At 69.5% G+C, this 20479-nt stretch carries 8 protein-coding genes; all 8 read right to left on the bottom strand.

What is annotated here, in order from left to right; all coding sequences use genetic code 11:
* Positions 1-22: 22 nt before the first annotated feature.
* Positions 23-937 (bottom strand): patatin-like phospholipase family protein, encoded by a 915-nt coding sequence (locus tag ABZ345_RS41040; RefSeq protein WP_359860375.1) that lies wholly within the window; start codon positions 935-937, stop codon positions 23-25.
* Between the two features lie 207 nt (positions 938-1144).
* A complete protein-coding gene (locus ABZ345_RS41035; protein ID WP_359860374.1) occupies positions 1145-1372 on the bottom strand; it encodes an MbtH family protein in 228 nt (75 codons plus the stop codon).
* A 13-nt stretch (positions 1373-1385) separates the two neighbouring features.
* The gene (gntD, locus tag ABZ345_RS41030; protein WP_359860373.1) at positions 1386-2417 is read right to left on the bottom strand and encodes a guanitoxin biosynthesis L-enduracididine beta-hydroxylase GntD; all 1032 of its coding nucleotides are present in this window, start codon (positions 2415-2417) and stop codon (positions 1386-1388) included.
* Complete coding sequence (gene vioD / locus ABZ345_RS41025; RefSeq protein ID WP_359860372.1) at positions 2404-3522, bottom strand: capreomycidine synthase; 1119 nt, start codon at positions 3520-3522, stop codon at positions 2404-2406. Before vioD ends, gntD (ABZ345_RS41030) begins: the two co-directional genes overlap by 14 nt.
* A gap of 14 nt (positions 3523-3536) precedes the next feature.
* Positions 3537-5321 (bottom strand): ABC transporter ATP-binding protein, encoded by a 1785-nt coding sequence (locus ABZ345_RS41020; RefSeq protein WP_359860371.1) that lies wholly within the window; start codon positions 5319-5321, stop codon positions 3537-3539.
* Positions 5314-7158 carry an ABC transporter ATP-binding protein gene (locus tag ABZ345_RS41015; protein WP_359860370.1) on the bottom strand — a complete coding sequence of 615 codons (1845 nt, stop codon included), beginning with the start codon at positions 7156-7158 and terminating at the stop codon, positions 5314-5316. Before ABZ345_RS41015 ends, ABZ345_RS41020 begins: the two co-directional genes overlap by 8 nt.
* Positions 7159-7172: 14 nt before the next feature.
* On the bottom strand, positions 7173-8183 hold the full coding sequence (gntD, locus tag ABZ345_RS41010) for a guanitoxin biosynthesis L-enduracididine beta-hydroxylase GntD (protein ID WP_359860369.1): 1011 nt from the start codon (positions 8181-8183) through the stop codon (positions 7173-7175).
* A 12-nt stretch (positions 8184-8195) separates the two neighbouring features.
* Positions 8196-20357, bottom strand: coding sequence for an amino acid adenylation domain-containing protein (locus ABZ345_RS41005; protein ID WP_359860396.1), 12162 nt, complete (start codon positions 20355-20357; stop codon positions 8196-8198).
* Positions 20358-20479 lie beyond the last annotated feature (122 nt).

Below are 20479 nucleotides of genomic sequence, written 5' to 3'. Positions count from 1 at the left end.
GGGCCGAGGAGGAACGCGGTCGTCAGGCGAAGGTCACGCGGCCCGCTTCCCTCTTGCCCTGGGCGTATCCGGCCCTGGCGGAAGGAACGCGGGTCGCGAGGTCCATCTGGTTCGTGCCCGTCGCGGCCACGGAATCAGTGTCCGGCGTGATCAGCTCGACGCGACTGCCCTGCCTGCGCAACGCCTCGACCTGGCTGTCCAGGTCCGTGCCCCACTCCGGTTCCCGGCGCAGACCTTCGAACTGGCCTTCCGGCAGAGGTCCGGTGCGTCCACCGAACGGCGAAAGCACCACCACCGTCGCGAAGCCCGAGGCGAGGTCAGCGTTCTCGGCGGAGCGCACGCCACCGTTGACGTAGTGCGTGCCGTTGATGTTGTGCGTGGGAGCTCCACCCGGCAGCGCGGTGCTCGCGGTGACGGCGTCCACCAGGTCGACGCCGGAATCGCGGTCGAACGCGGCCAGCTCGCCGGTGTGCGCGTTGACGGCCACCACGATCATCGGCCGGTCCGGCCAGTCGGGGTGAGGAAGCCGGGACGCGACCTGCGCGCGCCGCTGTGCCGCCATCTCGGGCCCGAGCGCGGCGTCGCTCTCCAACCCGAACGCGCCCAGCGCTCGACGCATGTCCTCCCCCGAGGTGGCTGCCGCGCCGATGGCCCTAAGCCGCTCGAACAACGCCGTCATCGGCGGAGGTGGCGGCAGTGGGCGGTCCTGCCCGGCCGGTCGGACCGGCGGGGACAGCACCATGGCCAGCAGTTCGGCGGCAGGAATTCCACTGCGCACATAGGCGGCCGTGGTCGAACCGGCCGACGTGCCGATCACCAGGTCAGCGGCTTCGGTCAGATCGAGACCGGCTTCGGCCAGACCCGCGATGACGCCGACCTGCCAGGCCTGGCCGGCAGATCCACCACCGCCGAGCACCAGAGCGAGATTGTGGTCCATTGGTATCGCCTTTCACGGAGTGCCTTGATGTACAGGCGCTCCCGGCGACACCTACGTCAGTCGCCCGACCGTGACGGGAAAGGAGAGCACCCACGTCGATACAGCGTTCATGGGTCTCACCTCCTCGGACGGCGTCGCGGTCGGCAGCAAGCTACCAACTCGTCGCGATCTTCGCCCACTCCTTTTCCCGTCACGGCGGCGCGGAGCTCACCGTCCGGCGGCGCGGTCGAGCTGCTCGCGGACGCTGCGGGGACGCATGTCGGTCCAGTGCTGGTTCACGTAGTCGAGGCAGGCCTGACGGGTGTCCTCGCCGTGGGCGACGGTCCAGCCTTCGGGGACCTCGGCCAGGGTCGCCGGCCAGAGGGCGTGCTGGTCCTCGTCGTTGACCACCACGAAGAAGCGGCCGTCCTCGTCGTCGAAAGGGCTTGTGCGCATGGGAGAAATCCTTCTAGTAGATGGTGCGGTCGTTCGCGGTGCGGCGGTGGGCGCGCGACTTGCGGAGGTCGCGGGCGATGTTCAGGCGGGTGAGCCAGCGGTCGGTGCCGTCGAAACGGGCGGTGAAGGGCTCACGGCCGTGGGTGCCGCGGTAGTTGTCCAGGAAGAGGACCTCGCCGGGCTTCAGGGCGTAGCCGGCGATGTTGGCGTCGATCGCCTTGACGATCGTGTCCAGCGCGGCGGCGGCCTCGGGGTCGGAGGCCGGGACCTCCATGAAGTACGGGTCGAGGCGCAGGTAGGGGTCCTCCTGCGGGCCGAAGAGGACGGCGATGGGCTGGGGGTCGGCGTCCAGCCCGGAGATCCACTCGTAGCTGCGGTCACGCAGGCGGCGCAGCTGCTCGTCGCCCTCGTCGTTCTGCCGGTTGGCGGCCAGGTGCGACCGGTCCGGGCGGATCGGGAAACGCTCCTGGCGCAGGACCTCCACGACGTCGGCCGGGACATCGCTGCCCTCGAGCGAGCCGTAGGTGGTGTTGACGCCGTCCGGGTTGCGCAGGCACATCAGGCCCACGTAGTCGGTGCGCATCGGGTGGAACGCGTCCTCGATGTGCCACGTGAGGAGCTCCTCGCTGCCCGAGCCGAGCTGCTCGTACTGGTGTTCCTTGATGGGGAACACGTCGTGCAGCAGCCGGCCGTCCTGCTGGGTGGACCACGCGATGGGGTCGCCCAGCAACGACGCGCACAGGTAGAAGAAGAGGTCCTCGGCCAGCGTCGGCCTGCCCTCGCCGCCGCAGTCCTTCCAGTGCGCCGGGGTGGGGCCGATGCGGTCGTCGTCGATCGGGTAACCGCCGACGACGCACAACGGATGCGGCTCGGTTAGGCGGAACTCCGTCAGTCCCGCACGTAACGCGCGAGGCAGTTCGTGAGCGATGACAGTGGCCTCACGCACGAACGCCGGGTCCTCGACCGTGCGGTACCGCCTGGCCAGCGAGGCGACCAGTTCATCGGCCTCGGCGATGTCTGATTCGGACAGTTCAACTCTGAACACGGGCCTTCTCCCCTGCGAGTGCGAGCGTTTCGAGTCCTCGGGTGAACGAGGAGGTGACACCGCCGTAGCCCAGCCGGACGCGGGTCGGGTCCCCGAAGCACGACCCCGGCACGAGCAGCGTGCGGTGCTCGCGGGCCAGGTCGTGGCAGAAGTCGGTGGTGTCGGCGTGGCCGAGCAGCTGCGGGAACGTGGACGCGCCGCCCATCGGTTCCGGCAGGTCGATCAGGTCCGGGTGATCGGCGGCGAACTGGCGCAGCAGCCCCAGGTTGCGGCGGGCCTGGTCCATGCGCGGGCCGACCAGGCGCTCGGCGTGCCGGGCGACGCGGGTGGCGAGCAGTTCGACCAACGGCGAGAGGTGCAACGTCATGCGGTCGCGCAGGTCGAGGGTGCCGCGCAGGACGTCGTGCGGCCCGATGGCCCAGCCGACCCGCAGCCCTGGCAGGCCGTAGCCCTTGGACAGCGTGCCGATGGAGATGGCCCTGTCGTAGTCGTGCACGGGGTCGGCCAGCGGCTCGCCCTCGACGACCATCTCGCGGAAAGCCTGGTCCCACACCAGGTACGTGCCGGCTTCCGCGCAGATGGCGACGAACTCGTCGCGCTGGGCCGGGGTGAGCGACGCGCCGGTCGGGTTGTGCGGGAAGTTCACGACGACGGCCTTGGCGCCGTCGATCACCGCACGCAGGTCGTCCAGGTCGGGGCGGAAGCCGTTCTCCGGGCGCAGCGGCCACACCCGCAGGTCGCAGCCCATGGTCCGGGCGATGGACGTGTGCGTGTGGTAGGTCGGCTCGGTGACGACGACGGCGTCGCTGGGCTCGAGCAGGGTGCTCAGGACGAGGTAGATCGCCTCGCTGCCGCCGTGGGTGACCATGACCTTGTCGGGGTCGCCGGTCCCCCACTGTTCGGCGATCGCGGTGCGCACCTCCTCGCCACCGAACGACGTGCTGTCGCGGAACACCACGGCGTCGAGCTCCCTGGCGTCGATGCCGAGCAGGGCCCGCAGGTCGGCGAGCGAGTAGTCCTCGACCCCGCTGCTGCCGATGTCGTCGTCCACCGCGAAGTAGTACAGACGCATCCAGTCCTCGAGAGGCGCTGGTTCGAACTTCATCAGGACGGCTCCTTTCAGCGGTAGGCCGAGGACTGCAGCTCGTACAGCTCGGCGTAGAGGTCGGGGTGGGCCATGAGGTGCTCGTGGCTGCCCATCTCGCGGACGCGCCCGCCGTCCAGGACGACGATCAGGTCGGCCATGCGCACGGTCGAGAACCGGTGCGAGACAAGAAGAGTGACCGTTCCGCGGGACTTGCCGGCTCGGGCGGCCTCGGCGAAGCGTTCGAACAACGCGTGCTCGGTCTGCGGGTCGAGCGCGGCGGTGGGCTCGTCGAACACGGCGAGCAACGGGTCGGTGCGCAGCAGGCCGCGGGCGAGCGCCAGCTTCTGCCACTGGCCACCGGACAGTTCGACACCCTCGTCCCACGCGCGGCCGAGCCGGGTGTCGAGGCCGCGGGGCAGCCCGTCGACGACGGTGGTCGCGCCTGCCCGTTCGAGAGCCCCGTGCAGGGCGGCGTCGTCGTCGATTCGGGGAATGTCCGCCACACCAATGGTTTCGCGGGCTTGGAGCTGCAGTTCCACGAAGTCCTGGAAGGCACCGCTGAGCCTGGTCCGCCACTCGCGGGCGGGGATGCGGCGGAGGTCGACGCCGTCGATCTGGATCTCACCGCCGTCCGGTTCGTAGAAGTCGCACAGCAGCTTCACGAGCGTGGACTTGCCCGCGCCGTTCTCGCCCACCAGCGCCACCACGGACCCGGCGGGCAGATGCAGCGACACTGCGTCCAGGACGGTGTGTTCGCTGCCCGGATAGCGGTAGGTGACGTCCACGAGGTCGATGCCGTGGCTCAGCGACGCTGGCGGCGTGGCGGGCTCTTCCGGACGTTTGCCCGCGGTGGCGGCGAAGCGTTCGAGCCAGACGTAGCGCCGGGCTTGCTTGAGGCACCACAGGAAGTCGCCGCTGTAGCCCACGGAGGTGGCGACGACGGCGGCCATCTCGATGGTGAGCGCGACGACCAGGACGACGTCGCCGGGGGTCGCCCGGCCCTGGATCGCGAGCCAGACCACCAGTGCGACGGCGCCGACGAACCCGCCCGCGTTGATCACCGCGTCGGCGCTCTTGAGCACCGCGCCTCGCCAGGCCGCGCGGTTGCGGGTACCGAGCACCTCGTCGGAAACCTCGTGGTGGCGCCGGATCAGCTCCTGCGTGAGACCGAAGACGCGGAGTTCCTTGCCCGCACCGGCGGTCGTGCCGATGTCGAAGAGGTGGCGGCGCAGCCGTTCGGGTTCGCCGGTGTCCTCCTGGGCGTCGACGGCGAGGTCGTTGGCCCGGCTGGTGATCCACAACGAGATGAAGGCCAGCAGTGCCAGCGAGATCAGCGCGGGGTGGACGTCGGCGAGCAGGAACGCCGTGGCACCGAAGCCGACGAACGCGCTGATCAGACCGGCGGTGGCGTTGGTCATCTCGGCGAGGCTCTCGCGTTCCTCGCGCAACAGCTGGATCTGGTCCAGGTACTTGGGATTCTCGTGCGGGGCGAGGCTGTCGATCCCGCCGAGCAGGCGCATCAACGTGCGGTCGGACAACGCCTGTGTGCGTTCGAGCACCGCGAACACGCAGTGAGCGTTGTAGTACTGGCCGACGACGAGCAGCCCGGTGGCGGCGGCGACACCGAGCCCGGCGGTGAGCGCGAGGTTCAGGTCGTGGGTGGCGGCGGCGTCGACGAGAACGCTGCCGCAGTAGGCGATCAGGGGTCCGGTGAGGGCGAGCGCGATCTCGGTGGCGATCTGGAAGACCGCGTACCAGCGTGCCGCGCGGAACCCGAAGCTGATGGTGGTGACGAACGCCCGCCAGGTGTCACGCATCGGTGCCTCCCACCGGCTGGAAACGTTCTGCCTGCAGGCGGAACAGGTGGGCGTAGCGGCCGTCGAGGTCGATCAGCTCGTCGTGGCCGCCTGCCTCGATGACACGCCCGTCGGACACGACCACGATCCGGTCCGCGCGCCGCACGGTGGAGAAGCGGTGCGAGATGAGGATCGTGGTGAGCCCCTGGGTGAGATCCAGGAACCGTTCGTACAACTCGGCTTCCGCGCGCACGTCGAGTGCCGCGGCGGGCTCGTCGAGCACGAGGACCTTGGCGCCGGCCTCGACGGCGAACATCGCGCGGGCCAGTGCGACGCGCTGCCACTGCCCACCCGACAGGTCCACGCCATCGGTGTAGGCCTGCGACAGGACGGTGTCCCAGCCGTGCGGCAACGACTCGATCAGGTCGCCGATCCCGGCCCGGTCGGCGGCGCGGCGCAGCATGTCCTCGTCGCCCGCGTGCTCGGGAGCGCCGAGGCCGATGTTGTCGCGCACCGGCAGGTGGTAGCGGGTGAAGTCCTGGAACAGCACGGCCACTCGCCGACGCCACGCCTGCGGATCCAGACTTGCCAGGTCGGCGCCGTCGACCGTGATCTTGCCCCCGGTGGGCTCGTAGAAACCGGCGAGCAGCTTGACGAGCGAGGTCTTGCCCGCGCCGTTGTCGCCGACGATCGCCAGCGACCTGCCAGCGGGGATGGTGAGATCCAGTCCGTTGAGGACATCGCGTTCACTGCTGGGATAGCGGAACGTCACTGCTTCGTAGCGGATCTCCTGCGAGGGAACGTCTCCGACCGGCAATCCGGACTGCGGTGGTGAGCTCTCGGCGAGACGTTTCTCCAGCGAGAGCACCTTCGGCACGGTGACGGCGGCGTGCGACAGGTACAGGTGCTCGTCGCCGACCGCGTACTCGTTCGCGTTGGCCAGGGCCTCCACGAACACGGCGAGAGCGGCGAGCGTCAGGTTCCCCTGCACCGCGGCGTAGGCCAGCAGACCGTAGGACAGGGCGTTGATCGCCAGGATCGCCGACGCGGAGCCGAGCACCATGCCGGGCCTCGGACGGCGCGCCCGGCGAATGGGGCCGATCCCCGCCTGCCACAACGTGTCGAACCGGGTCGTGAGCCAGTCGAGGATCCCCCAGAGCCTGACCTCCTTGGCGGGCGGTGGATCCAGCGCCAGGTCCCGGACGTACTCGGCCTGCCGCAGCTGGGCGCTCTGCCCGAAGCCCTCCTGCCCGACCCGCAGGTAGTCGCGCTGCATCCGGTAGACGATGATCGGCCAGACCACGAGCCACAGCAGACCGAGCCACCAGTGGAACCAGGTGAGCACGGCCGCCGAGCCCACGGCCCGCAGCCACGACGTGAGCACCTCGGGCAGGGCCTCGACGGTCTGGCCCGGCCGGTGCGCGCTCATGCCGAGGCCCCGCACGATGCGGACCTCGTCGATCACGCTTGGGTCTTCCAGGTGAGCGATGCCTCTCGGCCTCGCCAGGGCGTTGAGCACGACCTCCTGCAGGTACCGGTCGACGTCGCGGCCGAGTGTGGACACGGCGGCCCGCAGCAGCGGGGACGTCAGGCGTTCGACGAGGATCGCGATCGCGACGGCGACCAGCAGCGTGCCCACCCGGGCGGCGGCGGCCGAGTCCGCACCGTCGCGCGCGGCACCGGGGATGGCGCCGATGAGCAGACCGGTGAGGACTGCGATCCCGATGGGCAGCGCGGCGCTCACCACCACCCCGCCCGCCAGGAGCGCCGTGCGGGGCCGGCTGACCCGTGGCAGGACTCGGAGGACGGCGAGGATGCCCTTGGCGGTGGGCGGGAGGCTGTGGAGCGGGTTGGGCATGAGGTCCGTATCCGTCAGATGAGGCGTGCGGTCGCCGAGGCGCGCCGCTCGTGGGACTTCCGCAGGTCGGTCGTGATGCTGACCCGCTTGAGCCAGCGGTCGGTGCCGTCGTAGCGGGCCTGGAACGCCTGCCGGCCGTGCGCGAGGCGGTGGTTGTTGATGACGAGGATGTCGCCCGGCTCCAGGGCGACGTCCAGGCAGGACTTCTCCAGGAGTTCGTTGACCGCTTCCATGGCCTCGCGCGCGGCGGGGTCGCGAGGGGTCTCCATGAAGTACGGGTCGAGACGCATGTACGGGTGCTTGCGGGACCCGTACAGCACGGCGACGCGGTTGTCGTCGGCCTTCATCTCGGCGATCTCGCTGAACTCGGCGTCGACGCCCTCGGTGACGTTGTGCTTGGCCAGGTGCGAGTCGTCCGGCCGGATCAGGAAGTTCTGCTGGTGCAGCAGTTCCAGGTGTTCGGCGTCGAGCGTCGAGAGGTCGGGCTCCGAGACGATCGTGGCGACCTTGTCGGGGTTGCGCAGGCACTCCAGCAGCAGGTAGTCCGCCCGCCACGGGTGGAAGGCGTCCTCGGTGTGCAGCGTGAGCGTGTCGGTGCTGCCGATCCCCATCTGCTCGGTCTCGAAACCCTTGATGGGGAAGATGTCGTGCACCAGGCGCGCGTCCTGCTGGGTCTTCCAGCCGAACGGCTCACCGAGCAGAGACCCGTGCAGCAGGATGAGGATCTCCTCGGCGAACTCCGGCGACGGGACGGGCCGGCCGCGCCAGTGCTGCGGTGTGGGCCCGATGCGGGCGTCGTCGAAGACGTGGCCGCGGATCACGCAGTAGCCCAGCTCGTCCTCGAGCGCGAAGTCGCGCAGGAAACGTCGCTGGCCCACGGGCAGTTCGGCGGCGAGCAGCGGCAGGTCGCGCAGCAACTGCTCGTCCTCCGGGCCCGTGTACTCCTTGGCAATGCGCAATGTCAGGTTCTCCACCTCGGCGGCCTCTTCGGCCGACAGGTGGTAGATCCTTCTGGACGTGGACAAGGACTGCTCCCCTCAATTCCTGTTCAGGTGTTCGACGAAGCTCTCCGCGGCCTGCCGGAAGCGGGTGGCGACCCGCCGCACGGTCTCGGTCCGGTGGAGGTTCGTGCTGTGGTGCCACTCGACGAGGAGCTCTCCCTCGCCGGTGCGCTCGATCTCCAGGTGCAGCGCGTACGGGCGCAAGCCCCCACTTGTGCTGTCGCCGCACAGGTCACCCGGTAGTTCGTCGACGATGAGGCCTGCCTCGCCGTCGTTCACGGGGTCGAGCCCGCCCGTGAAGTTCACGTTGACCTGGCGGTCGGGTGCGGCTCGCAGGCTGCGCACCTCCGGGTCGTCCGGGGCCAGGTGACGCAGCGCGCCGTAGCCGACTCCGTGGCGTGGCACGGACTTCAGGCTTTCGCGCGCTGCGGTGAGGATTTTGTTGTGGTCGCTCAGGTCGTTGTGCTGGAGCACCACCGGGTGGACGGACGTGAACCAGCCGACCGTGCGGGACAGGTCGGTGCCCGGTGCGACGCTTTCCCTGCCGTGGTGTTCGACGTCGACGACGACCGTGTCCGTGCCGGCCCACTCCCCCAGCGTCTGGTGGAGTGCGGCCAGGACCACGTCGAGCACCTGGTTGTTCGGCACGGTTCTGGCGTCGACGGTGACCTCGACGACGGCGGCCGAGTCCTCGGTGTTGGCGCCGGTCGCGTCGACGGGCAGCGTGAAGGCCGTCTCCGCTTTCGTTCGCCAGTAAGGCAGTTCGGCTCGGACCTCGTCGCTCGCCGCGAAGGCCGCCACGGACTCGGCCCACTGCCGGTACGACGTCGTCTTCGGTGCGAGGGGTTCGTCGTTGTAGGCCGCTTCGAGGTCTTCCAGCAGGATGTTCCACGACACGCCGTCGACGACCAGGTGGTGGATCGCGAGGCCGAGCCACGCGGGTTCGTCGCCGCGGTCGAACAGGACCGCTGCCACGAGCGGGCCGTGGGCGAGGTCCAACTCGCGTTGCAGCGCCTCCATGTGCTCCTGGACGTCGCCCTGGACGACCGTGAACCTGGGTGCCTCGCCTGGTTCGACTATCTCCTGGTGCCAGCCGTCGGCGTCGTGGTGCAGGCGGGTGCGCAGGGCGTCGTGGTGGGTCACCAGGGTGTCGAGCGCGGCTTTCAGCCTGTCCTCGTCGACGTTCTGGGTCAGCTCGAAGAGGCCCGACCAGTTCCAGTGGTTCCGGTCGTCGATGGTGGCGTTGGTGAACCACTTCTTGATGGGTGTCAGCGGTACCGGTCCGGTTGCGGGGCCTGCTTCCTTTTGCGTTGGAGCTGTGGTGACGGCGGCCAGTTCGGCAACCGTCTGGTGGGTGAACACGTCGGCTACCGCGAGGCCGAGGCCGGCGTTGCGGGCGCGTGCCACGACCTTCAGGACCGCGATGGAGTCGCCGCCCAGGTCGAAGAAGTTGTCGTGCACGCCGACCTTCTCGGCCTGCAGCAGCTTCGCCCAGATGTCTGCCAGCGCCTGTTCCCGCGCGGTGCGCGGAGCGACGTACGCGTCCGTCTCGAGTGCCTGCGGTTCGGGCAGGGCGCGGCGGTCGAGCTTGCCGTTGGCCGTCAGCGGCAGGGCCTCGAGCACGACGAAACTCGACGGCACCAGGTAGTCGGGCAGCCGTTCACGCAGGAACTCCTTCAGCTCCTTCGTGTCGGTGCCGGTGACCACGTAGGCCACCAGACGCTGGGCGCTGGCGACGACCGCGGCGGCCCGCACGTCCTCGCGGCTGGTGAGCAGTGCCTCGACCTCGCCGGGCTCGACCCGGAATCCCCGGATCTTGACCTGGTCGTCGGCCCGGCCGAGGAACTCCAGCGTCCCGTCCGGACTCCAGCGAGCCCGGTCACCGGTGCGGTACAGGCGTTCGCCGCGCTGGGTGGGGTCGGGCACGAACCGTTCGGCGGTGAAGTCCGCACGACCGACATAGCCCCGTGCCACACCCGGCCCGCCGACGAACAACTCGCCCGCCACACCGGGTGGCACGAGTTGCAGCCACGGGTCGAGCACGTACGCCCGCATGCCCGCGAACGGCCTGCCGATGGGCACCTGCGCGCCGATTTCGTCTTCGAGAGTGTGGATGGTGCACGTCATGGTGGTCTCGGTGGGCCCGTAGGCGTTCACGATGCGCAAGTCCGGCTTGTGCTTCCGAGCCGTGCGGGCGTGCTGGGCCTGCAGCGCGTCCCCGCCGACGACGAGCAGTCGCAGGCCGTCGAGCACGTCGGGCGAGGTCTCGACCAGCTGGTGGAACAGTCCCGTGGTGAGCAGCGACGCGGTGATCCCGTTGCGGCGCAGGAACTTCCCGACGTCCAACCGCTCGGCCAAGTCCGCCGGCCCGACGACGAGGGTGGCGCCGTTGAGCAGCGCCAGCCAGATCTCGAAGGCGCCGGTGTCGAAGCCGATGCCCGCGAGGTGCGACACGACGTCGCCGGGCTCGACGCGCACGGCGGGGTCGGTGCACACCCTGGCCACGCCTTCGTGGGTGAGCGACACGCCCTTGGGCACGCCGGTCGAGCCCGACGTGAACAGCACGTACAGCTCGCTGTCCGAGCCGCCGGACACGGGCAGCGGACCTTCGGCCTCGGTCTCCGGCAGTGGGAACACGCGCACGTGGGAAACGGCAGGAGCGTTGGGCGACACGGCCTCGGCCATGTCGGCAACACCCACGCCGGAAGCGGTGGGCGCCACAGCCCCAGCCACGCCAGCAACACCAACGCTAGGAACGGCGGGCGACACGGCCTCGGCCACATCGCCAACCCGAACACCGGAAGCGGCGGGCGGCACGGCCCCGGCCATGTCTGCGACGCGAACACCGGGAACGGTCGGCCTCACAGCCTCAGCCACGTCCGCAACGCGAACGCCAGGAGCGGTCGGCGAAGCGGCCGCGGCCACATCGCCAACGCCAACACCGGAAGCGGTCGACGACACAGCCCTCGCCACGCCGCCAACGCCAACGCCAACAGCGGTCGGCGATACGACCCCAGTCACGCCGGCAACGCCAGCAGCGGCGGGCGGCACCGACCCAGCCACGTCCACAACGCGCACGCCGGGGACCTCGAGCGGCCACTCGCCGGCCGTCACGACCAGCCCGACCTCCGCCGTGCCGATCATCTGCCCGATCCGCCCCACCCCCTGAGCAGGGTCGAGCGGAACGTAGCTCCCACCCGCGCCCATAACCCCGAGCATCGCGATGATCAGCTCCGGGCCGCGCTCCAGGTACAACCCCACCCGGACACCCGCGCCGACCCCCTGATCACGCAGCCACCGCGCCACCCCGCTGGCCCGGCGATCGAGCTCGGCATAGCTGAGCTCGACCCCGTCTCCGCGCAGCGCGACACGGTCTGGATGCGCCACAACCTGCCGCCCGAACAGCGCCGCCAGGTGTGCCGCAGGCATCGGAAGCGACTCCGACGCGCTCCACGTCAGCACCTCGCCCCGCTGGCCGGCGTCGAGCAGCGCGATCTCCCGCACCGGCGTCCCCGGCGTGACGGCGACGGTCGTGAGGATGCGTTCGAGCTGGTCCAGCAGCGCCTCGACGGTGGCGTCGTCGAACGCGCCGGTCGAGTACTCGCACAGCAGAGCGAGCTGGCCGTCCACGTCGACGACTAGCTTCAGCGGGTAGCGGCCCTGTTCGAGCAGCGCGGGCGAGTCGAACTCGTCGGCGTCGTCGCCGTCGTCGAAGCCGCCGGGCAGGTTCTGGACCGCCACGATGCTCTCGAACAACCGCGACACGCCCGCCACCCGCTGGATGTCGACCAGCGGCGAGTGCTCGAACCGCTGCACAGCAACCTGTCCATCTTGGACAGTGCGCAGCCACCGGTCGAACGGCGTGCGATCGCCGGGGACCTGGATCCGGACGGGCAGGGTGTTGATGAACAGTCCGACGATGGACTCGACGCCGGCCAGCGAAGCGGGACGTCCCGACACCGTGAGGCCGAAGACGACGTCGTCCTCGCCGCTGTGCGACGCCAGCAGCAGCGCCCACGCCGCCTGCACGACGGCACTGATCGTCACGTGCTCGCGTCGTGCCAGCGCCTCCAACGAGAGGGCCACGGACGTCGGCAGCTCGCGGTGGCGCCTGCCCTGTGACCAGTGCAGGCGGGTGGTGCGGTCGACGGGCAAGGCTGTCGGCGAGGTGAAGCCGTCGAGGTACGAGCGCCAGAAGTCGTCGGCGGCGGGCTGTTCCTGCAGCCAGGCGATGTAGTCGCGGTACGGGCGCACCGGCGGCAGCGACTCACGCCGGTAGGCCGCGAACACCTCGTCCCACACGAGCGGGATGCTCCAGCCGTCGAGGTACAGGTGGTGGAACGTGAACACGACCCACTGCCGGTCGCCCCGATCGGCCACGTAGACGCGCAGCAACGGTGCGGCGGTGACGTCGAACCCGCGCCGCTGGTCGGCGTCGAGCAACGAGTCCAGCGCGGCGGCGGGATCGGCGACGGAGGTCCAGTCGAGCACCTCGAACGGCACGGAGACGTCATCCACGACGACCTGCAGCGGTGAGTCGACGCCCTCCCACACGAACGCGCTGCGCAACGCGGGGTGCCGGCCCACGACGGTGTGCCAGGCTTCTCGCAGGGCGGCCACGTCGAGCGGTCCGCTCAGCTCGCGCACGTCCTGCGCCCAGTACACCGCGGTGTCGGCGGGTGCCTCCAGGACGTGGAAGAGCATGCCCTGCTGCATGGGCGACAACGGGTAGGCGTCGACCAGACCCGGAACACGCGCCCGCAGTGGCTCCAGATCGGCCAGCGGCTCAGCCACGACCGAAGAGCCCGCCGCGACGCCGGTGTGGGCGGCGAGCTGCCCGACGGTCTGGTGCGTGAAGAGGTCGGCGATCGTCAGCGACAGGCCCGCTTCCCGCGCCCTGGCCACGATCTGAAGGCTGACGATCGAGTCGCCGCCCAGCTCGAAGTAGTTGTCGTGCACACCGACCCGCTCGACCCCGAGCACCTCGGACCACACCGCGGCGAGCGCACGCTCGACGTCGGTGCCCGGTGCCACGTAGCTCGTCGAGTCCGGCGCGTCCGGCAGCGGCAGTGCGCGCTTGTCGAGCTTTCCGTTGGAGTTCAACGGCAACTCGTCCAGCAGCACGATCGCCGACGGCACCAGGAACTCCGGCAACCGCTCGGCGAGGAACTGCCGAAGGTCCGTCACCGACGCCGAACCCACGACATAGGCCACGAGTCGCTTGCCCTGCTGCAACTCACGAACGACAACAGCGGCGTTGGCGACAGCAGGATGACCCACGAGCACGTGCTCGACCTCGCCCGGCTCGACCCGGAACCCCCGAATCTTCACCTGGTCATCTGTCCGGCCGACGAAATCGACCGCTCCATCCGCACCCCACCGCGCCAGGTCACCGGTGCGATACATCCGCGCGCCAGGCACTGACGGGTCGGGAACGAACCGCTCAGCAGCCAAGTCAGCCCGGCCCGCATAACCACGAGCCAAACCGGTACCGCCGATGTACAGCTCCCCCGGCACGCCAACGGGTGCAGGTCGCAACCACCGGTCCAGGACGTAGAACCGCAGGCCCCTCAGGGCACCACCGATGGGCACGGTGGCCGGACCGAGCCGGCCGGTGTGCATGTCGTGGAACGACGCGTACACAGTGGACTCGGTGGGGCCATACATGTTGTAAAGACCAACAGCCGGATTGGCGTCAACGACCTTGCGCGCCTGAACAGGCGACATCCCTTCGCCACCGGCAAGCACCAGCCGGTGACCCGAGAACACGCCAGGATCGGTGTCCGCCAGCTGATGGAACAATCCGGTGGTCATGAACGACAACGTCACACCGTGCGCCGCGTAGAAAGTCGCAACATCCAGCCGCTCGGCCAAGTTCGCGGGCGCCACCGCAAGAGTGGCACCGCTCAGCAACGCCGTCCAGATCTCCCACGTCGAGGCGTCGAACGACACCGCCGCCATGTGCGCCACGACATCACCGGGCCGGGCAGCCACCGCAGGGTCGAGCGCGACCCGCACGACGCCCTCTTCGGTGGCTTCCACGCCCTTGGGCACACCGGTCGAGCCCGACGTGAACATCGTGTAGACCAGACGTTCAGGCACAGCAACAAGTTCCGGCCACTCAGCGGGCGCGCTCACCAACTCCGCGAGCTCGACAACGCGCGGACCATCCAGCGCGTAGTCACCACGCGACACGACCAGCTCGACCCCGGCGGCCGCCTGCACGTCGCTCAACCGGCCGTGCGGCAACGCAGGATCAAGCGGCACGTACGTCCCACCCGCCTGCACCACGCCCAGGATCGCGACCACGAGATCGACCGACCGTTCGAACCACAGGCCGACCCGCGTCTCCACACCCACACCAGCAGCCCGCAGCCCGGACGCCACGCGTGCCACCCGTTCGCCCAGCTCGGCATAGGTCAGCCCAACGCCACCGTCACGGACGGCCACCTGGTCAGCGAAGTCCCTGACAGCCAGCCGGAACCGCGAGGCCAACCCGGCAAAAGCCGAGTCCACCACAGGCCCGACGCCCCACCCGGTGACCGGCGCGGGCGTCACCTCCCGCACGACAACAGAAGGCCGGCGAGCGACAGCGGTCAGCACCTCGGCGAGCTGTGCGAGCAACCGCTCCACAGTGGACGAATCGAAGGCGCCGGTGGAGAAGTTGGCCTCCACCTTCAAGGTCGCTTCGAGGTCGACCGCGAGAATGATCGGGTAGTGCATCTGCTCGACCGAGTCGGTCGACGCGAACAACTCCTCGGGGTCCTCCTCGCCCTCCTCAGGCGCCGCACCCTGCGGGTAGTTGCCGAAGACGAGCATGCTGTCGAACAACCCACCGGTGGCAACACGCTGGATGTCCGCGAGCGGCGTGTGCTCGTGCCGCTGCACGAGAACCTGGTTCTCCTGCAACGAACCGAGCCAGTCGGCGAACGACGTCTCCCACGCCACCCGCACCCGGACCGGCAGGGTGTTGATGAACAGCCCGACGATCGACTCCACGCCGGGCAGGTCGGCCGGACGCCCGGACACCGTCAGCCCGAACACGATGTCGTCCTCGCCCGAGTAGGCCGACAACAGCACGGCCCACGCAGCCTGCACGACCGTCGACAGGGTGACCCGCCGGTCGCGGGCCAGCGAGACGAGGTCCGATGTGACGTCACGGGGCAGCGCCAGCTCGCGCCGGTCCTGGGCCCAGTGCTCGCGCACCACGCGGTCCACCGGCAACGGCGTCGGCGAGTCGAACCCGGCGAGGTACTCGCGCCAGAACGCCTCGGCCTCAACGGAGTCGCGCTGACCCAGCCACGCGATGAAGTCGCGGTAAGGACGCACCGGCGGCAGGGATTCGCCCTGATAGGCGGCCGTGACCTCGTCCCACAGCAGCGGGATGCTCCAGCCGTCCGCGTAGAGGTGGTGGAACGCCAGCAGAATCCAGTGGCGGTCACGTCCCCGAGCGACGTGGACCCGCAGCAACGGAGCCGCGGTGAGATCACAGCCGCGAGCACGATCCTCGGACAGCAGCCGGTCGACAGCAGCTTCGGGATCGGCAACGGAAGACCAGTCGTGCACCTCGAACGGCACGGAGACGTCACCCACGACGACCTGGAGCGGCGAACGCACGCCCTCCCACACGAAAGCGGTGCGCAACGCCGGGTGCCGGTCGATCACCAACTGCCAGGCCGCACGCATGGCGTCGAGATCGAGCGAGCCGGCCAGCTCGCGCACGTCCTGCGTCCAGTAGACACCGCTGTCCGGTGACTCGACGGCGTGGAACAGCATTCCCTGCTGCAGTGGCGACAACGGGTAAGCGTCGACCATCCCGGGCACGCGAGTGACCAACGAGTCCAACGAGGACTGATCGAGAGCAGCCAGCGGAACGTCGGACGGCGTGAGGCCGTGCGCACCCGACCGGCAGTGATCGACGAGCTCGGCCAGCGCCAGCACGTACGCCTCAGCGAGCTGCGAGATCGTCGACCGCTGGTGCAGGTTGGCGCTGTACTGCCACTCCACCGCCAGCGTCCCGTCGGCGGCCTGGACCAGCTCGACGCCGAGCACGTGCGAGCGCAGCCCGCCGTCACCCTCGGCAGGACCGCACAGGTCCTCGGACAGCTCACGAGCGAACAGGCCCGCGTCCTCGGCCGCGTCGGCACCACCGAGGTAGTTGAAGACGACAGGGCGATCCAAAGCCGAACGCAGCTCCGGGTCCCGCTCACGCAACACGGTGTAGCCGACACCCCGGCGCGGCACGGACCGCAGCTGTTCCTTGACCGCCTTGATGACCCCAGCAGTGTCGTCGAGCGATGAGTGGTGCAGCGCAACGGGATGGATGGCGGTGAACCAGCCGACCGTGCGGCTGAGGTCGATGCCGTCGGCGATCGGCTCGCGACCGTGGCTCTCCAGGTCGACAGCGGCGGCACCGACACCGGTCCATCGCCCGAGCACCTGCAGCAACGCGGCAAGAAGCAGTTCGTGACCCTGGGTGCGGTAAGCGCGGTGAGCGCTCGTCAGCAACGCAGAAGCACGCTCAGCGTCGAGGGAGACGCGCACGGACTCGGTCGAGTCCTCGGTGTTGAGCCCGTCGAAGTCCGTGGGTACGGCCGCCGAAGTCCGCACGACCTCACGCCACCACGGCAACTCGTCCCGCGGGTCGAAGGCCTCCAGCGCGGCGGCCCACTCCTGGTACGAGGTGGTCTTCGGCCCGAGGACACCACCGGAGTACACGGTGTCGAGGTCCTCCAAAAGGACGTTCCACGACACCGCGTCCACGACGTAGTGGTGCACGGTCAACCCGAACCACGCGGGCCGGGAGCCGCGGTCGACGTACACGGCACGCAGCAACGGCCCGTCCGTGAGGCTCAACGACGTCTGCGCGGCGGTCATGGCCGCGATGACGTCCTCGTCCAGGTCCGTGTTGATCACAGTCACCAGGTCGGAGGTCTCGACCGGCGCGTTCTCCTGAGCGTCGCCGCGCAGCCGCAGCCGCAGCGCGTCGTGGTGGGCGACGACGGTGCCGAGCGCGGCCCGTAGCGCGTCCGCGTCCGTTCCCGGTGCCAGCTCGAACATGCCCGACCAGTTGAAGTGGTCACGTTCGGGCAGGTCCTCGCGCAGGAACCAGCGCTGGATCGGCGTGAAAGCCACGGGCCCGCTGACGGCACCCTGGTCGATCGTGCTGGAAACAGCCGTGGTCACGCCGGCCGCGAGCTCGTGCACGGTCTGACGGGTGAAGAGATCGGCAATCCCCAGCTGCAGCCCGGCGGCACGAGCCCGCGACACGATCTGGAGGCTCACGATCGAGTCGCCACCCAGCTCGAAGAAGTTGTCGTGCACACCGACCCGCTCGACGCCGAGCACGTCGGACCACACCGCGGCCAGCGTGCGCTCGGCCTCCGTGCTGGGCGCTTCGTAGGCGGTCGTGGTCTCGGGGGCGCCGGGATCGGGCAGCGCGCGTTTGTCGAGCTTTCCGTTGGCGTTCAACGGCAGCTCGTCCACCAGCACGATCGCCGACGGCACCAGGAACTCGGGCAGGCGTTCGGCGAGGAAGCGCCGGAGGTCTGCCGCAAGAGCGGTGCTCACGACGTAGGCGAGCAGGCGCTTGTCGTTCACGATCACGGCGGCGTTGGCGACGTCCGGGTGTGCGACGAGCACGTGCTCGACCTCGCCCGGCTCGACCCGGAACCCCCGGATCTTCACCTGGTCATCCGTCCGGCCAACGAAGTCGACCGCGCCATCAGCACCCCACCGCACCAGGTCCCCGGTGCGATACATCCGCGCGCCAGGCACGTACGGGTCCGCGACGAACCGCTCAGCGGCCAGGTCCGCACGGCCCGCGTAGCCACGGGCCAAACCGGTACCGCCGATGTACAACTCCCCCGGCACGCCGACGGGTGTCGGCTGCAGCCAGCGGTCCAGCACGTAGAACCGCAGGCCCCGCAGGGCATTGCCGATCGGAACCGACGCCGGACCCAGCCGACCGGTGTGCATGTCGTGGAACGACGCGTACACAGTGGACTCAGTCGGTCCGTACATGTTGTAGAGAGCAACGGCAGGGTTCGCGTCGAGCACCTTGCGCGCCTGCAGGGGCGACATCGCCTCACCACCGGCGAGTACCAGCCGGTGCCCCGAGAACACGCCCGGATCCGTGTCCGCCAGCTGATGGAACAACCCGGTGGTCATGAACGACAACGTGATGCCGTGCGTCGCGTAGAGCTTGGCGACGTCGAGCCGCTCGGCCAGATTCGAAGGCGCTATGGCCAGCGTCGCGCCGCTCAGCAACGCCGTCCAGATCTCCCACGTCGAGGCGTCGAACGACACCGCCGCCATGTGCGCGACCACGTCACCGGGCTGTGCGGCCACCGCGGGGTCGAGCACGACCCGCACGACACCTTCCTCGGTGACCTCCACGCCCTTGGGCACACCGGTCGAGCCCGACGTGAACATCGTGTAGACCAGACGTTCAGGCAGGGCATCGAATTCAGGCCACTCGGCAGGCGCGGTCATCAGGTCCGCCAGTTCGACGACCCGCGGGCCGTCCAGGGCGTAGTCACCCCGGGACACGACCAGCTCGACCCCGGCAGCCGCCTGCACATCGCTCAACCGGCCGTGCGGCAACGCGGGATCAAGCGGCACATACGCACCACCCGCCTGCACCACACCGAGAAGCGCGACCACGAGGTCGACCGACCGCTCGAACCACAGCCCGACCCGCGTCTCGTCCCGAACACCGGCGGCGCGCAGACCGGACGCCACCCGCGCCACCCGTTCGCCCAGTTCGGCATAGGTCAGCTCGACGCCACCACCACGGACCGCCACCTGATCGGCGAAATCCTTGACAGCCAGGCGGAACCGCTCAGCCAAGCCGACGTACGCCTCGTCGACCGCAGGGCCCGCGTCCGAGGCCGCCGACGTCGGCGTCACCTCACGCACGAGTTGGTCGGGCCGGGCCACCGCGGAGGCCAGCACCTCCTGCAACTGGACGAGCAGCCGGTCGACGGTGGTCTCGTCGAACGCGCCGGTGGAGAACTCGGCCTCGATCTTGAGCGTGTCCTCGAGGTCGACCGCGAACGCGATCGGGTAGTTGACCTGCTCGATGGAGTCGAGGGCGCCGAAGCGGTCCTCGTCGTCGCTCTCTTCGTCCTCTTCGGACAGCAGGGCCTGCGGGTAGTTGCCGAACACCACGATGCTGTCGAAGACACCGCTGCCCCGCGGCAGCTCCGACCACCGCTTGATGTCGGTCAGCGCGGTGAACTCGTAGCGCTGCACCGCGACCTGGTTCTCCTGCAGCTCACCCAGCCAGTCGGCGAACGTGCGCTCCCACGACACCCGCACGCGCACGGGCAGCGTGTTGATGAAGACACCCACCATCGACTCGACGCCGGGCAGGTCCGCGGGGCGGCCGGACACCGTGAGCCCGTAGACGACCTCGTCGTCACCGGAGTAGGCGGACAGCAGAAGTGCCCACGCGGCCTGGATCACCGTCGACGGCGTGACGCGCCGACGCCGGGCGAGGTCCATGATCGACGTGGTCAGGTCCTCCGGCAGTTCGGCGCGGCGGCGGCCCTGGGCCCAGTGGTCGCGGACCGACCGGTCGACGGGCAGTGCCGTCGGGGCGTCGAATCCAGCGAGGTAGTCACGCCAGAACGACTCGGCCTCGGCGCGGTCGCGCTTGCCCAGCCAGGCGATGAAGTCCCGGTACGGCCGCACGGGTTCGAGGCCGGGCGTCGTGCCGCGGCACAGGGCGTCGTAGGTGGCGCCGACCTCTTCCAGGACGACGGGCACGCTCCAGCCGTCGCACAGCCCGGAGTAGAGGGCCCACACCATGCGGTGGTGGCTCGTGCCGTCGTTGATGACGTGCACGCGCATGAGCGGCGGCTTGGTGAGATCGAAGCCCTGGGCGCGGTCGCGGGCGAGCAGGTCGTCGAGCGCGGCCCGCTGGTCGGTCACGGCGGTCCAGTCGTGCACCTCGAAGGGCACCTGGACGTCTCTCATGACGACCTGAAGCGGTTCGGGCACGCCCTCCCACACGAAACCGGTGCGCAACACGGCGTGGCGGTCGACCACCAGTTCCCAGGCGCGCCGCATGGCGTCGAGGTCGAGCACTCCGTCGAACTCGTACAGGCCCTGCGCCCAGTAGACGCCCTTGTCCGATTCCGCCTCCAGGACATGGAAAAGCATGCCCTGCTGAACAGGCGCCAACGGATACATGTCTTCGATCACAGAAATTCCGCCCCTCCCCTGACAACATTTTTACACAACCGTCATTTAAGGGGTCAAGCTATTCCCGCCGAGCAGGCATAGGACATTCACATAGGGCTCATTCGCGATGA

Source organism: Lentzea sp. NPDC005914 (assembly GCF_040629405.1).
Taxonomy (GTDB): domain Bacteria; phylum Actinomycetota; class Actinomycetes; order Mycobacteriales; family Pseudonocardiaceae; genus Lentzea.
This window is presented reverse-complemented; position numbering and strand designations above follow the sequence as displayed.